Origin of the sequence: Dyadobacter sp. CY261, from assembly GCF_021440085.1 — a bacterium.
Classification (GTDB): domain Bacteria; phylum Bacteroidota; class Bacteroidia; order Cytophagales; family Spirosomataceae; genus Dyadobacter.
On sequence record NZ_JAKCPW010000006.1, the window covers coordinates 258239 to 273430 of the forward strand.

A 15192-nucleotide genomic window follows, 5' to 3' on the forward strand; every position below is an offset into this window, starting at 1 on the left:
TCCCCGATGCCGTCATTAAGAATTTAGCCCTTTTATGTATTGGACTGCGCGCTCTGCATAGGACGCGCACGAAAAAATCAATCGCTTGTCATTATTGAGCACCCTCAACCATGTCTGAATATAGGCAGAATGGTGTTCTTCCGGCATAGGGGTCAGGCCTAGGTAAGCTCCTAGGAAACAAGAACCAATTTCTGCCACAAGCTCCTCTAAGGCATATCCCTCATCTCCAAAGCGCTTTCCACCAAAGTTTCGGTTCAGGCGCGCTGGATGTTTTGTCCAATGCGTCATTTCATGGCCTAGCGTCGACTAATAATCGATAGGCCGTTCGAAACTTTCAAATGCAGGCATTTGAATTCGGTCTGTGTTCTGGTTGTATGAAGCCAGCCTCCCTGTATAAATATCGGCCTTCGTCTGTGCGAAAAACTGCTCCAGTTCCACGATGCGATTGTGTTCATTTGTATCACCCCTGCTCAGTTCTTGGTAAAATTGAGTCGGAAGACCGTTGATCTGACTGGCATTGAAAACTGTGTATGTTTTAAGATAGTGAAACGTCTTGGTCGCGAGCTTACCTTGTTCGTCTAGCTCCTCTTTGACCAGCTTATCAGCATAGACGATCTGCGTCCCCTTCTCCCCTCGTATAATGTTAGCCTTAAGATTAGCGGCCTGTTTGTAGGTCATCCAATGTGGCAGAGAGTAGCCTTTATCGGCGCTTTCGGCCCAAAGGATGATGGTATTAATTCCGGTGTACGGAATACTATTCGACCGCAGTGGCAAAGAAATTCGTCCGGCGAAGTGAACGCTGTTCCAAGGCTTCCGCCAGGTTAGGTCGCCTTTTCCAAGATCACTGATAATCTTCCCTGTGACCCTAGCGTAAACATCTTGCGGTTTATCTTCATGAATGCTTGAAAATGCCATTCATTGCTCCTTTGGATGGCTACCGGGTTAAAGATCGTGGATATTCTGCTATTGAGCGGGATCCCTCTTTCTGCGGTGCCAGTCATTCACCGACAAATGATCGGTGTAGAAGCGATTCATTTTCAGATGAAGAAGGCCGGGCTGGTTCTTCGTAAAACTGTTGAGGATACTCGTTGCGCGGTGGCCATGATAATCGTTATCCATCCACGAATACATCGTTTTGTATCCGTAATTTTTAATATAGGGTTCGGCTAGCTGCGCACATGAATGGGCGTTGAGAACGATTGTATCATGCTCCCATACCTTGAAAGCTAGTTCTTGCAGCAGCGACATGTAGTCGAACATATCTTTGACGATATGTATGCTCTGGGGCCGAGGTTTTATGCCGCGAATAAATGTGATCGTTCTTGGCCGGATGAACCCGCTGAAAACTTGATTCTTCAGCTCATAACCGCCGTTTTCATTCTTAACCCCGAGCGCCAGGAACGTTTTGCCAGTCTTCTTGTTAAAGACCTTTACCTCCCTCATGAAACGCTGCGCCAAAGTGAGTGGAATTTTCCTTTCTTCCAGATAACGAATGAGGGCTGTGAAGCGAATGTCCCCTACATTACGGATTATCAGAGTGGGTTGACCTTTGTTTGGTTCGTACGCATCCTTTGAGATTTGAGGATAAGCGAACGCGTCGCTCGCCATGTTCTCGATCCATCGAAGAGCATCAATGAGCGTGTCGTTCTCCCCCGAAAATTTCAAATAACGTTGTGCCAAATCAGTGAGCCTGCCGCCAGTGGACAAACTGTAATCATACCATTCATTGTCCTTGTAGACCCAAAAGCTGGGCCCATTCTCTTTGCAAATCGGCGACTTATATAATGCCTTCGATTTTCCGACCTTCAAGGGCCGAACATTCAACTTGTCCAGAATTTTGGATATGGCTATTGTATTCGCATGGGCCTTGTCCATGGCGGTCCTCCTAGGAAAGTGATGAGATTTAGGGCACAGGGGGAGAAAAGTTTTAGGAGAACTTTTTTCCCCTGCCTTTAGGCGCGAAGGCGGTCTTCTAAAAACTTGTCGAGATCCGACTTACGGTAACGGACCGACCGCCCGATCTTGATCAACGGCAAATCATAACGTTTGATGCAATGCCATACCGCCAGTGTACCAGGTGAATACCCTAGATATTTAGCTGCGCTCTTTCGATCCAGAACTTGTTCGGATTGCTTATCTTCTTCTGGCATTCGTTCCCTCCAAAATAGCCAATGCTTCACTTGTGACAGGTGTTGCCTGCTCACAAGTAAGCACATAAATGATTTCAATGATCAGCGTCAATTCAATCGATGATTGATTAATGAAGGATAAAGCCAATGGGAAGAAAGCTGCTCTGCTCGAATACCAAGAAAATGGAACGGAGTGAGGGTCGAATGGCACTTTGGGTAATAATCAACCGCAGCACGCTATCGTTGCGAATTCTAGTTTAGATTTCAATGTCACATTTGAAATTTGATTTCTCGTATCGTGATATGACCAATGATGTGTAGGACGAAATAAATTTGGATAAATTCTCTTGAAAACTGACCACAATGATCAAACATTGAAAGTTCCCTTTTTTAATCGCAATATTACGGTACAATGCCTTTATGCAATGTTTGTAGCATAGAAGTTACAAAGGCAGAAATCTTTACCGAACGGCAGAACCCCATTGCAGATTTGACTAAAGCATTTGCGCACCCAGCACGGGTAGCAATTTCGCAGATGCTAATTGAACGTAAAGCTCGCGCTTGCGGTGACCTCGTGGATGAACTGGAACTTGCCCAGGCGACGTTTTCCCAGCCAAGCGTTGTCTCCTGATGAATTTTGCTTCCCACAATTATAAGAAAATCATGAAAATAAAGCTCTTCGTCAAACAGTAGCGAGCTCAAAGATTGTAAAGGAATTGGTAAAATACTGATCAAGCATGACCACACGGTTTACACCACAGTCTGACACCGAAGCAGCGACAAATCCTGCCACAGTGATTGCCACTGCATTGCTAGTTAATGTCGCAAACAAAGCCAACATTCGTCAGCATGAAATAACCCATCCATGTGATTTATTTAACGGTCAGCGAGATATCCCGAAACATACATAATATTACTCTGATGTCCTTAAGGCGATGTAATGAGAAAAAGAATCGGTCCATTTTCCTCGTTTCCTGTATGCATCCGTCGCAAGCCTAGATTCATGATCCAATCTCGTCTTTGTGATCCGAGCACGCTAAAGTAAAATGAGGGATAATGAGCGAAAGCAGCACCGTACCAATAGACGCCTGATACCATCGAATACAATGCATCATTGCGATTGACTATCCACGATGAAATTGGTCAAGGCCCCAGGATATCATCGCATAATTCTAAAAACATTCAGCCTACTAACCGATGTCTTTACAACAAGGTGCAGATTTCGAACGCCAGGTTCAAAGCATTTTAAAACTTCAAGGCCACGCGGTATCTGGCGAGAGACTGCTTGGTTCCAAAAAAATAGACCTTTACTTTGAACAGATCAATTTCAATAAAAAAAACCGCATAGCGGTCGAGTGCAAAAATTACAATAATAGGCTCACAAAAAACGAATTAATCCAAATTTTCTCAGATTATCTCGCATTGATTGAATCAAATCTAATCGATCAAGTCCTTTTAGTTACAAGCAATGGACTAACCGCAAGCAGCGAAGAATATGTCAGGCTAAGTAATAGGATATCTCATGCGACTCTCAATGATCTGATAAGTACAACAATTGATTTCTCTCAGTATATCAACAACACTATTTTCGCCTACGAAAAAAGCCCTGATGGATTAATGGAATACTACATCCAATTAAATTCGCTAGACTCCTTATCGATTTTCAATAATTCCAGCGATTGGTATGTTGGAAAGGGTTTGTTCCCCATTGTACAGCAATGGATAAAATCTGAGGATCCGATGCCAATTGCCGTGCTTGGCAGCTACGGCCAGGGAAAAACATCGTTCGCCCGTTATCTTACCTACACTCTTTCAATCATACACACACAGGACAATTCGCAAAGAATACCAATATATATAAAACTAAATGCCATATCAAAGGAACAATCAGTTGAAGGCCTATTAGGCCGCGAATTGGCATCGTCATTTTCGATTAAGAATTATAACTATGCTGCCTTTTCTGAACTTAACTATTTAGGAAAGTTCGTTATCATTTTGGATGGATTCGATGAGATGAAACATTCCCTCAGTTGGGAAGAATTTAAATTTAATTTTGGAGAATTAAACAAACTTATTGGAGGTAGGTCAAAAGTAATAATTCTAGGAAGGCCAAATGCATTCTTGAATGATGATGAACACAATTTTATATTAAAAGGACTTTGGAACTCCGCATTTGGTACATTGCGAGACTCTAGCTGGCCGTCTTTTCACGAATTAAGGTTAGCCCCATTAAACCCAGATCAGATAAAAGAGTTTCTTACAATGTACTTGACATTTGAGATAAAAAAGAGCAAAGATCAATCTCAGAAAAAAAAGCTTCAGCATGCGATCAATTATAAAATTTCCTATGTCCTAGAAAAGAAATTAAAAGATATATCAAGTCGACCAGTACAGTTGAAGATGTTGGCAGACCTACTTCCTTATTTGTCTACGGATGAAGACAATTGGACAACCGCTATACTTTATAGCGAGTTTATTAAAATGATCCTCAGTAGAGAATATACTAAAGAATCCAGTTTACACATATCTAGTGAAAATCGACGAGCATTCTCCCGTAAGATTGCAGTATATCTCTGGGAAAACTCCAACGAATATAGCATAAAGAATGAGGAAATACCCATAGGGATATTCCGTGAGTTTGTGCATGGCGAAAGCCGTGAACTAGAAAAGATCAAGCGAGACTATGTTTCAGGGTGCTTCCTTTCGAGAAAGCTCGGTAACTCTCTATATTTTCCACATAAGTCGTTCCAGGAGTTTTTCGTCGCCGAAGAATTTGTCACAAAAATCAATCAAGCAACTCATGTTGACCTAGCCTGGATACAGAAAAATATGACTAAGGAAGTTAGCGACTTTTTTGTAGAGTTGATCGGCGGCAACGAAATTAGTCGCCTCGATAGATCTCTCTCAACGTTCCGAGGGAGTTTAAATAGTCAATTTTTAAAGGTCTATCTAAGGAGAAATGCCATGACACACATCACGGAAAAATTAAAAATGAATAGTGGTGATCCATGGCCCTATTTGATATATACATATTGTAAAATTTCCAAGGTCTGGCCCGAAGAGGATATAAAGCTTGGTGAGCTAATTTGCAATAATTTTTCGCTGAAAGTAATTTTACAAGATAATTTGGATCCGAGGTTTTTAGTCCTTTCAATATTTCTCTTATGTCATAATGATAACTACCGCTATAGAACCAAATATATTGCAGAGCTATCCAGAAGTTTTATCAATGAATGTCAGAGATTCTCTAAAACAAATAGTGCTAAAAATTCGATGCATACGCGATTGACTCTCGATACGTTGACCAATATATTTTCGAAAATTATTGTTAAAAAAAAAGGCGGCAGTGTTAGCCTATCGGACTTAGGGCCACTGTTTTTTGAATATTTATCCAACTGGTGTTTCGTCTCTGATTGGTGTATTGGACAAACAACACGGCTTCCAAATGCTGACTTTAGCTTTTTCACAGAAAATGATACTAGTTTCGCTGAGGGAATATCTCTTGCGAAAGATATTGCTAACAAGTTTTCCGACTCATTTCACTAGGTTATAGCATCGACCGTAAGCCTGTGCCCCCAGGGTGACCTCTGCGCCCGTCAAGGAAATGAAGAATCACTTAATTTTGTGAGACATTTCCGTGCCGCTCGACATTGGTGGCCATAAACTTTGCCTAAGAGCCGCGTTATATCTTTGGCATCAAGTGTTTGCCTTGTTGATCCTCTGCTTCTTTGCGATAAATTGACAAGACACACCTCTCGCAAAGCTTTTCAAAAATGAGTTTCGGATTGTCGCAACAGTCATTAATGACAGCCCCCAGATGATTTTAAGATCCAAAAATCTGTTTGCCTATCACATAAACTTTGGGGACTCAAGAAGCTTCGGCTGTTTATACAATCAGGACTAAATATCTCAATGAAACATAAGCGATCGGTCGGAAATCGCCGTTTACCCTCGTTCAATTTCGATTATATAATCGGCATATTCCTGCATCATTTTAATTCGCTGTTGCAAAAACTGAGCACGATCGTAAGCGCGGTCGACAGCACTCCTAGGGACATGTGCCAATTGCCTATCCGCAATATCATGAGGATATCCTAACTTTTCTTTTAAAATTCCCAACGCAAGTGATCGAAAGCCATGGCCTGTCATCTTACCGTGATAACCCATTCTCTTGATCGCACTCAGCATTGCATTTTTATTCATATGTTTTCGCGGGAAGTAAATGCCTGGAAAGATATAATCGCGTTTGGGATTCAATTCTTGAAGTTCCCGAAAAATTGCCAATGCTTGTCTTGACAAGGGCACGACATGAGGCATGTTCATCTTCATGCGCTCCCCGGGAATAACCCACATTTCTCTGTCGAAGTGTATCTCGCCCCACCGGGCTTCCAGAAGCTCAGACGTTCGGACAAAAGTGAAAAGCATTAGTTTGAGTGCCAAGAAGATCTGTCGATTTTCATTACGTTCAATTGCATTCATCCTTGACAAGAATTCGGGAAACTCATCTACTGAGATTGATGCATAGTGCCCCTTTTTGAATTTTGTCATCGCCGCTTCAAGGCCATAAGTGGGATCTCTCTCGGCCCTGCCAGTGGCAATCGCATATTTGAATACGTGACTACATATTCCTTTTATTCGGCGTGAGAGATCGGGAGCCGTCTTTTCAACTTTTTGAAGACAGTTTAGCATCATCATTGGCGTGATCTCAGAGAGTGGAAACCCTCCCAGATACGGAAACACATATTTTTCGAAACGATGCTTAATAATTTCGGCGTGTTTTGACTTCCACAATTGGATTTGCTTCGAGTGCCATTCCAACGCAATCGATCTGAAATCAAGCTGCTGGACTAACGCCTGTTCCTGAGCTGTCTGAAGCCGTTTCAAAATGGGATCGACACCAGCCCGTATGTCCTTCTTAATATCTTCTTTGGCCTTGCGCGCCTCGGCTATCGATACTTTCGGATAGGCCCCAATCGAAATTCGCTTTTCCTTACCTTGTAGACGATACTTAAGCCGCCAGTACTTCGTTCCATGGGGGGTGATCTCAAGGTACAGCCCTTCCCCATCTGCAATCTTGTAAGGCTTGGTTTTAGGCTTTGCTGCCTGGCAAGTCATATTTGATAAAGCCATTTTACAACTCCTGATTCGCGTAGCAGTGATTTGCAATATCAATTGGCCACTTCATGCCCCCAATCATGCCCCCACTTTGGGTTAATGAGGGTGAATGATAGGAATTTATTGATAAACTAGAGTTAGACCTAAGATGCTGCGAAATTTGAATTTTTCGCATTTTGATAAGAAAAAATAAGGTCGGTAAAAAGGGGATTGGTGCCCGTAGCCGGCGTCTCAACATCTTTCTAAGTCCTTGGCTGAATTAACATTTCTTAGGACCTTTTGCTCGGATGCCCCCAATTGTGCCCCCAAACGGTATTAATGTCCTGAAAAATATCTTAGCAGCTACATGTGCTTGACGCAAATCAAAACTATCCTCACACGGAGCAAGCTCGACGAGTCCCGTAGATCAAATTGAAAACCATTGGTGGTTCAATTCTCATTGGATGATTAGCAACAAACAAACTTACTAACCAAGAAATCTGTAAAAAATGATCATCGCTTCTTTGGCAGCCTGCTTTAAGTTCTAAGCTATCTAAATTTTTAAAGTCAATCGTTTACAAAAATAAAAAGTACTCGTGAGACGGATTAAGGGCTTCTCATGTTCATTGTTCACGCCTATTGAAAAAATTAGCTTTACCAAAACTATTTACTGCAACCTCGTAAATCGACGCCCAGCAAATATTCATGAGAGGCAATTGCCAACTACGGGCACTATTTCGTAGGCAACAAACTTATATGACTAGCCTTATACAGGATGGCTACGGCTGAAAACTCCGCTATTGCAAACGCGGCAATAAAACGGCAAGACGGAATTATGGAAGAAGAGCCCGCGATCTCTGAAGTAATAAGTCCAGCTAAGATGATCACAGACCAAAATAGAAATGAAAACAGAATATCGGATAAAAGTCCCGAACTTTTCAGCCTTGCAAGCCAGATCCAACTTCCGATAGCAATAATTGGCAGCACAACAACACAGTAGACAACATAGGCTTCAATTGTAAAAGAACCGAGCAAAGAAAATTCAAAGTGATACATCTGTAATGTTGAAGCATAAATACCAAACGAGAACATTAGTATAAGGAGTGAAAGAAGCATCAATATCGCTCTTCTCGACGATACCCGTGACAAAAAGAGTAGGATAAAAACTAAAAGCACACCTCCGTACACTAATATGTACATGACAATATCAGTGTGATTTGAAAAGAAGAGACCTGGCGACAGAATAAACATGTAGTCGTCGACAACCCGGCCTATTTCTGTTCTGTCCAAATTGTCCAAATGGTCGTACTTCCCATAAACAATCTGCGACAAGAGTATAGCAGGTAACAACATACCCTCCTCGCAGAAAAGCTTTCGATTCTTAAAATTCACAAAGTACAAGTAAGAAAATAAAGAATCTGTGGCATGAGGATTACCAGGCATATCGATTGACTTCAATTTGATAGTTTGCTTATAAATAGCCAGTTTAAACTTACTAGAGTACAGGAATAGCGTACTGTCTACGACCTTCCCCTCTATGAATTCGCTAACATCATTATCAAGCCGTCCTATAGAATGCCTAATGATCTTAAATGACCCGGTCGTTGAAAGCGGAGCGACCACTGAAAAGCTGTCGATTTTCGAGCTACCCATTAATGCTACGGCAACATCTGGGATTGTATTGCTTGATGTAACGCGCATCCCACCAAAATCAAATTCTCCTAAGTCATCCGTATTTTCATGGCGAAATGATACTAGTCCAGTTCTGCTATCCGGATTCCATCCAGAAAAAGTATCTGCGATAGCCGGCTCAAACATGGAAAATACTGCTTCGCGAGCGAAGTAAACTAGTGAGGAAACAACAATGCAGCAAACTAAAATCTGGAGTAGAACTCCTGAAGCCACACCAGCGGCTCTGCGATAGGTACAGCTAAGACTGACGAAGACCGGGCTTCTATTTCGGTAAAAAAAAGCTATAAAAAATAAAAAGCAAACGCATTCAAATAATGTAATCCATGTGATATTATACCGTAAAGAGGAAGGAAGGCTAATCGCACGACTGAGCGACAGGTTAAAAACTATAATCAATAGAGCCGCCGCCACAAACCGAACTGGCTGAAAAAGCCAAAGAGTGGGCCAAGTCGTGACGAAAAGAAAATCGGTCTTTCTAAATATTTTCCGATAGAAAGTCCGTAAAAAAGAGCCTTGGTGAATTTGAAACATCACGGAACAATTTAATATTCACATTTTGTGTGAGCAGCAAAGACAATACCTTTTTGCCCGTGACGCTCTTCGATGTCTTGATCAAAATTCCATCATTATTACGAGAAATCTCAATGATGTCGCTCCTCAGTGGCCACAATGCGCTCATAATATTCCAATTAGGGTCGTGCAGGTTCAGCATGAAAAAATTACTCGATGTGTCTCCTATCTCGTGCAACTCACCGCAGAATTTCATCGCACCATCATCAAGAAAAATTATTTTGTCTGAAACGCTCTCTATTTCATCCAAATTCTGTGAACTGAAGATTATACACATTGGATCACTTATAGAGTCTGCCATTGCTCTGAGGTCAAAAAGAAGATTCTGCTGAGATTCCAAATCTAAATTTGCAAGCGGTTCATCCAGAATCAACAACTTCGGCTTCCATACAAGCTGCCTAGCAATCGCCAAGCGGAGCTTGAATCCCGTTGATAACTCGCGCCATGACGCTCGCTGATATTTATGAAGCCCCAGTCTAGCAATAGTATATTCTACTCTATTGATATTCTCAATCCCATATATGCCCCTTTCAGCCGCGGCGAAATGCAACATCTGCTTCAAAGATCCTATCCACCCCGCGTCACTATGCTCTTGTTTAACAAAAGCAATCTGGTTTTTAATATCTTGCCAGTGCAACCCAGACGGTGATATCATAGGATAATGTAGCGACCCAGACGTTGGCCGCAATATACCGGCTACAATTTTCAGTAATGTTGTCTTTCCGTTCGCATTTCTTCCGATGACACCATACACCTGACCGTAAGAGATAGAAAAACTTATATTTTTTAGAGAAAATTTAGGATAGTCCTTAAATATATCTTCACACCAAAAAACTGTCTCAGTCTGCCTCTTTTCAACAAAATAATCTCTTAATTCTTTATTATCTAGTTCTGCAATTTGGCTATCGCTCTCTTCAACAACTTTAAATAGCTCCTCAATGAATGCATCAATTTGCATCCTCATAGAAACCATTTTCTCTTCAAAGTGGCGCATATTTGTGGAGTCTTTGACACAGTCATTCAAATCAGTCTTTAGTAGGATCAGTCCTTCGAAACAGCTGCTAGGAAAATCATAAGACATTACCAATTGGTACAGCGCATCAAAACCGTCGAAAATTGATTGATCAAGTTTTCTAACGATTTCGTCTAGTTCGGACAGAATCTCATCGCTTCTCACATTTTTTGATTTTTTATCCGCCAAATAGTGGCAAGAATTTTTTTATAATTACTCTTCCTATTCTTTATATACACATCATATGCCTTAGTCTTATCTTCCAATAAATCACGGCATTCCGTTGCAAGCATTACGTATTTTAATAGGTCATGCTTTTCATTGTCAAAATTTTTTACAAATTCCAGCAATAGTGTGGCAACATTCCCAAACTCACTGTTCGTCATTGCTTCAACTATTCGATCTGCCTGTATATTTATATCTGCTCTTCGATCTTGGATTGCATAATTGTAAAATACTGGGATATCTGCAATGTCGCCCTCAGGTTGTATTGGGGTATACAGCGCAGGGAATATATTATTATTAGGCAGCAGCCTACGAATATTTTTCTCGGAAATTTCCTTAATTTCCCGGAGAGAGAGATATTGCCTATTCTTAGAAACATCACCGTTTCTAAGCGCGAGTGTGAGCCCTTCGGTAAATAGAGTTGACTTTTTAGCTGGAAGCTTAAAAGACGGAAAATCTTTTGATGACGACGCAAGCACCGTTATTCCCCGGGATGCATAATGCAAGTCGATCTCATTCTGAATTTCTACGTCCCCTGGGCTCATCATAGATTCGATTGCCGCACCGGAGTAGCAACAATCCAGAATAACATATACACTCTTGGTACTTCCGATTGCTCGGATCGTTCTTCCAAAACTAGACAAGCGAATACTTGAGACAGACAAATTTTCCCGCCGCGTCGACTTGACCGTCAAAATGAGACAGCGATCATCTCGTGAATAACTTCCATGCCCGACATAATAAATAAAAATTATTGTCAATTGTGGGTTAAGCGAGACGAATTGTCTGATCTCAACATCAGTTCGATCTTCATTTAAATCGGAATTAAATAGATCAAGAATTTTAATAGAAGGAAACGAATTTTGCGCATTTTTTACAAAATAATCATGAACAGAGTTCTTAGCATTTGTAAATTCTACACCACCGTCAATCTCCGGAGATTGCGGATAACTATCGCTTCCAATGATTATAAGGCCTGTCTGGTCTCTCTCAATTTTCACAAATCAAAATTTATTAAGAACATTTTCTATATCCTTCGAGCTCAAGTTTTTTCCTTCCAATGATTTATCACCGTAAACAATCTTAACTGTCTTTCCCTGAAGGCGCTCAATATAATGTGCTATGCCAATAGCAATCGTAGGTAACGCCCCAACTGTAAAAATCTCAAGCACAGTCCCCAAATCCATAGTATCTAGTTCTTCCTTTTTCCTCTTAGAATCAACACCATAATTATTTAGGATAAAAGTTTTTAATGACTCGATCTCATCATTAGATTGGCCGGTTGGGAGGCCAGGGAAACTGATTTGTATATTTTCCATATTAAATACTTTTTTACGTTATTCAACAAGCAATATCTTAAATAACACTAAGAGTAACATTTTTTTGTTTTAGTTCTAAACTTCAACTTGCCAACGCTACTTATATCGCCGATCGTTACGCGACCGACTAATTGTGGATCAAAGATTTTAACGTGGCGACTAGTAGAGTAAACACAGTCTTTTATGCCAGCTGCACGCTTACTTCTCTAACCAAAGTCACTATCTGCCTACTTCTAAGCCTTAGATCAATACTTACAATATGAGTTCTCCAGATCAACTATATCTATTTTGTACGGAAGTATGCATTTTTTGCATTTCCACTGTTCGTGCATGTGACCTCGTCCTAATATACTTATCAAAGTCAAATTTTTCCTATTTTAGCTCACAAAAAATTTTATGGTGGAACTGCCGGAATACTTCAGCATCCAATTCGAAGGCACGGAAGTGGATATACGACAAAGATCTATTAACGGGCGCAGGGTTTTTCAAGTTTCCTTCAACGATAATTTGAGCGATCTTTTTATCCACAGAGCGACAGTCGCAAATGGAAAAAGAATGTGGATGTCCATTCCAGAAGGAAGACAGGAACAAGCGATGCTAATCGGGCAGGAAATAGTTAAATTCTACCGGAATTTTAGACAGCAGCAAAACGAGCAATAAAGATGTGCTACTACAATGGTCAGAAGGTAACCAGGGCGGAATATATCGAGCTGAAAAAGCTTGAAAAGTCCATCATAGGCATCCAGGAACTGAAACGGCCTACCGTCCTTGGCCCTGAATCCCCACCAATGGTTGTGCTTAAACCGAACGACGACCGAACAGACTTTGATATTACCACAATGCGATGGGGCTTTATCCCCAGCGGCATTCGCAACATGGAACTAGTTAAAAAGTTCGAAAATGGATTTAAGAGAGAGGATGGAACCTTCCAAACCGGCTATGACACCGAAAACGCTCGTGGAGAAGAGTTGCTCTGGATAAATCCGAAGACCAACAGAGCAAAAATCTTCAGAGACGCTGCTTTAAGCAACCGTTGCCTTATCATCTCACATCAATACTACGAGTGGCATCATAAGTACCGGATCAATAGACGTACAGGCGAAACGCTTAAAACACCAGATAAGTATCCGTTCGCCATCAGGGTGAAAGGAAGAGAGTACTTCTACATGGCAGGGATTTGGAATACCTGGACCGATCAGGATACTGGCGAAGTGATGGACACGTTGTCAATGATCACCACAGATGCTAACCCGCTGACGGCGCTCATTCATAATTCAAAGAAGCGGATGCCCACCATCCTCCCCGATGAGCTCGCTTGGGAATGGATGATGACCGACGTAAGCCCCGAAAGAATGACTGAACTGGCAAGCTTTCAGTTTCCGGAGGAGAAAATGGAAGCATTTTCTATTAATCAGAAATTCCAGTTTACCGGCGAAGACCCATACCCTGTTACCTATCCTGAGCTTGCGGAAGATGGATTACCCGGCTCCTATACAACACAGATTTCACTTTTTTAAAGACATGGCAATCGTCTTCAATAATCCATTGGATGATCCGACACTGATAGGATACTCAAAATACAGCCGGTTCAGAGTTGGTAACCTTATCTATATTAGTGGCTTACATGGAAATGTTGGGATCCATATTCCAGGCCGCATTCTCACGATCGGAAGCGATGAAGATCCTTTCCTCGTTGAAATTGAAAGCCTGGCAACTGGCGCAACGGCATTTGTGAAGCCATCGGTTCCAGGGATTTTCGGCACTCGCGTCCTTTATCCGGAAAACTTGGGCTTTGTAACAAGTGCTGACGACCGGCATTCGTATTCCGATGGGATCACAACTCTGTCAGGGAGTGGTTTTCAGAATTTTGGAGTGACTGACGCGGTCTCAGGCAGGCTGATTTACGACAAACGGGAAGTCTACGATATCCTGAGTGAGCGCACTCGAATACAGGGTATTGAATTTATCCATGAACTCCAAAACTTATACGCCGAAGAATTCCCAGATAAAACGCTGGATTTGTCTTACTACATAGAAAGAAGCCTCAACGTTTTGGCAAAGTCAAAGGAGCGAATAGACGCCGGTGAAAAGGTCTGGTAGTTCGGGACTTCGTCCGATCACATCGCATGATGGGGCGCTATGACTTTTTCACAGGAATAGTTGAAAGTGGAGGTATTAAAAGGCTACCCGTACGGAGTGGGTGTAAGCAAACTGTTCGGGCTTATTGCTTAACTGGCGTGGTGAGGGGGAATTGAACCCCCTCGGTCCTTCAAAGATTTATTGCGTACTGTTAAGCTTATCCGATCGTTAATGTGAGCCACCAAGGCACCACGAAAAGGACACCATTACAATCACTTTCACCACACCGTCAGTCAAGCCGAATTTCGCCATACTTATCTCAGAATTGTTAAAGTCTGTTAGACCGTTACACATTACACCTAAAATAACACCGGGAAGCAGATCAAGCCCAAAGCAAGCGCAATCAATCAATTTCTTCTGCAGTCGTCTGCCGCATAATACAAAATTAAAAAATTTGTCGCACAAAGAGGTAATAATCGTGGCTCTTAACTAGTTTTCTGCCTTTTGTCTGCGGTTAGGTATATCCCAGATCAGCAAAATCACCTTTGCCGACGAACGATTTTCCTCACTTAGGCGCACGCGTATTTTATCATGTCGTGCGCATCAAACTCATGCTCGTCGCCAAACGCGGTTACCGTCGCTTTTAAACGACCAAATTCAAGCCGAAAGTAAATAGTCACTTCGTCGAGCGCCCGGATGTTCATTTGCGTATTCAAAAATGAGGTGATGCTATGCTGATACCGCATCACAATCCGTGCGTTCCACTGCTGATCGCGAAATGAACTGAGGAATAGAAAGTATTGCGGATCTGTAACCAGGTCAGTGAGCTTCTTCTCGTCAAGAATCAAGTTTAACGTCTTGCCCTCTTTTTCCGAAAGACTAGCCTGATGCGCCTTAGCTTCCGCTTCATTCATATAGGGAGTGCCGATAAAGCCACGGCCTTCCTTGATACCCGGCCAATGAAAGCGTTGCAAAACAAGATAACGGTTACCCAGCCTGCTTATCGTCTTTAAAGTGGGCAGGTTTAATATCTCGAAAGGATTATAGCTCGCTTGCATTGCTGTGATCTGCT

At 41.9% G+C, this 15192-nt stretch carries 13 protein-coding genes and 2 pseudogenes; 5 read left to right on the forward strand and 10 right to left on the reverse strand.

Annotated features, from left to right (window positions below):
• Positions 1-15: 15 nt before the first annotated feature.
• The 4 genes and pseudogenes from LZD49_RS36100 to LZD49_RS18395 all read right to left on the reverse strand — a co-directional run.
• Positions 16-291 (reverse strand): annotated as a pseudogene (locus tag LZD49_RS36100) (zincin-like metallopeptidase domain-containing protein); the annotation flags it as partial.
• A gap of 15 nt (positions 292-306) precedes the next feature.
• Complete coding sequence (locus tag LZD49_RS18385) at positions 307-915, reverse strand: ArdC-like ssDNA-binding domain-containing protein (protein WP_234669039.1); 609 nt, start codon at positions 913-915, stop codon at positions 307-309.
• Between the two features lie 48 nt (positions 916-963).
• Positions 964-1875, reverse strand: coding sequence for a hypothetical protein (locus LZD49_RS18390; protein WP_234669040.1), 912 nt, complete (start codon positions 1873-1875; stop codon positions 964-966).
• Between the two features lie 77 nt (positions 1876-1952).
• The gene (locus LZD49_RS18395) at positions 1953-2150 is read right to left on the reverse strand and encodes a helix-turn-helix domain-containing protein (protein WP_234669041.1); all 198 of its coding nucleotides are present in this window, start codon (positions 2148-2150) and stop codon (positions 1953-1955) included.
• Positions 2151-2565: 415 nt separating this feature from the next.
• On the opposite strand from LZD49_RS18395, the pseudogene LZD49_RS18400 reads away from it, so the two are divergent.
• Both LZD49_RS18400 and LZD49_RS18405 read left to right on the forward strand, forming a co-directional pair.
• A pseudogene (locus LZD49_RS18400) lies at positions 2566-2742 on the forward strand (transcriptional regulator); the annotation flags it as partial.
• 584 nt (positions 2743-3326) lie between these two features.
• On the forward strand, positions 3327-5675 hold the full coding sequence (locus tag LZD49_RS18405; protein WP_234669042.1) for a restriction endonuclease: 2349 nt from the start codon (positions 3327-3329) through the stop codon (positions 5673-5675).
• A gap of 399 nt (positions 5676-6074) precedes the next feature.
• On the opposite strand, the gene LZD49_RS18410 is transcribed toward LZD49_RS18405, so the two are convergent.
• The 5 genes from LZD49_RS18410 to LZD49_RS18430 form a co-directional block, all read right to left on the reverse strand.
• The gene (locus LZD49_RS18410; protein ID WP_234669043.1) at positions 6075-7259 is read right to left on the reverse strand and encodes a phage integrase central domain-containing protein; all 1185 of its coding nucleotides are present in this window, start codon (positions 7257-7259) and stop codon (positions 6075-6077) included.
• Between the two features lie 696 nt (positions 7260-7955).
• Positions 7956-9446, reverse strand: coding sequence for a hypothetical protein (locus tag LZD49_RS18415; protein WP_234669044.1), 1491 nt, complete (start codon positions 9444-9446; stop codon positions 7956-7958).
• Positions 9391-10686, reverse strand: a complete 1296-nt coding sequence (locus LZD49_RS18420; RefSeq protein WP_234669045.1) for an ABC transporter ATP-binding protein — start codon at positions 10684-10686, stop codon at positions 9391-9393. Before LZD49_RS18420 ends, LZD49_RS18415 begins: the two co-directional genes overlap by 56 nt.
• Positions 10659-11723: a caspase family protein gene (locus tag LZD49_RS18425; protein ID WP_234669046.1), complete on the reverse strand. Its 1065-nt coding sequence runs from the start codon at positions 11721-11723 to the stop codon at positions 10659-10661. Before LZD49_RS18425 ends, LZD49_RS18420 begins: the two co-directional genes overlap by 28 nt.
• Positions 11724-11726: 3 nt before the next feature.
• Positions 11727-12041 carry a hypothetical protein gene (locus LZD49_RS18430; protein ID WP_234669047.1) on the reverse strand — a complete coding sequence of 105 codons (315 nt, stop codon included), beginning with the start codon at positions 12039-12041 and terminating at the stop codon, positions 11727-11729.
• A 396-nt stretch (positions 12042-12437) separates the two neighbouring features.
• Here LZD49_RS18430 and LZD49_RS18435 point away from each other — a divergent pair, with 396 nt between their 5' ends.
• From LZD49_RS18435 to LZD49_RS18445, 3 genes are read left to right on the forward strand one after another with little or no spacing between them, the layout of a single operon-like run.
• Complete coding sequence (locus tag LZD49_RS18435; RefSeq protein WP_234669048.1) at positions 12438-12701, forward strand: hypothetical protein; 264 nt, start codon at positions 12438-12440, stop codon at positions 12699-12701.
• 2 nt (positions 12702-12703) lie between these two features.
• Positions 12704-13558, forward strand: a complete 855-nt coding sequence (locus LZD49_RS18440) for an SOS response-associated peptidase (RefSeq protein ID WP_234669049.1) — start codon at positions 12704-12706, stop codon at positions 13556-13558.
• Between the two features lie 4 nt (positions 13559-13562).
• Entirely contained in the window at positions 13563-14141 is a 579-nt protein-coding gene (locus LZD49_RS18445; RefSeq protein WP_234669050.1) for a hypothetical protein, read from the forward strand.
• A gap of 548 nt (positions 14142-14689) precedes the next feature.
• Here the strand turns inward: LZD49_RS18445 and LZD49_RS18450 are convergent.
• A complete protein-coding gene (locus tag LZD49_RS18450) occupies positions 14690-15178 on the reverse strand; it encodes a hypothetical protein (RefSeq protein ID WP_234669051.1) in 489 nt (162 codons plus the stop codon).
• Positions 15179-15192 lie beyond the last annotated feature (14 nt).

Excerpts from the sequence above, each read along its gene's own strand:
- LZD49_RS18385 (WP_234669039.1), bottom strand. The coding sequence starts at position 915 with ATGGCATTTTCAAGCATTCATGAAGATAAACCGCAAGATGTTTACGCT.
- LZD49_RS18390 (WP_234669040.1), bottom strand. The coding sequence starts at position 1,875 with ATGGACAAGGCCCATGCGAATACAATAGCCATATCCAAAATTCTGGAC.
- LZD49_RS18395 (WP_234669041.1), bottom strand. The coding sequence starts at position 2,150 with ATGCCAGAAGAAGATAAGCAATCCGAACAAGTTCTGGATCGAAAGAGC.
- LZD49_RS18405 (WP_234669042.1), top strand. The coding sequence starts at position 3,327 with ATGTCTTTACAACAAGGTGCAGATTTCGAACGCCAGGTTCAAAGCATT.
- LZD49_RS18410 (WP_234669043.1), bottom strand. The coding sequence starts at position 7,259 with ATGGCTTTATCAAATATGACTTGCCAGGCAGCAAAGCCTAAAACCAAG.
- LZD49_RS18415 (WP_234669044.1), bottom strand. The coding sequence starts at position 9,446 with ATGTTTCAAATTCACCAAGGCTCTTTTTTACGGACTTTCTATCGGAAA.
- LZD49_RS18430 (WP_234669047.1), bottom strand. The coding sequence starts at position 12,041 with ATGGAAAATATACAAATCAGTTTCCCTGGCCTCCCAACCGGCCAATCT.
- LZD49_RS18435 (WP_234669048.1), top strand. The coding sequence starts at position 12,438 with ATGGTGGAACTGCCGGAATACTTCAGCATCCAATTCGAAGGCACGGAA.
- LZD49_RS18440 (WP_234669049.1), top strand. The coding sequence starts at position 12,704 with ATGTGCTACTACAATGGTCAGAAGGTAACCAGGGCGGAATATATCGAG.
- LZD49_RS18445 (WP_234669050.1), top strand. The coding sequence starts at position 13,563 with ATGGCAATCGTCTTCAATAATCCATTGGATGATCCGACACTGATAGGA.
- LZD49_RS18450 (WP_234669051.1), bottom strand. The coding sequence starts at position 15,178 with ATGCAAGCGAGCTATAATCCTTTCGAGATATTAAACCTGCCCACTTTA.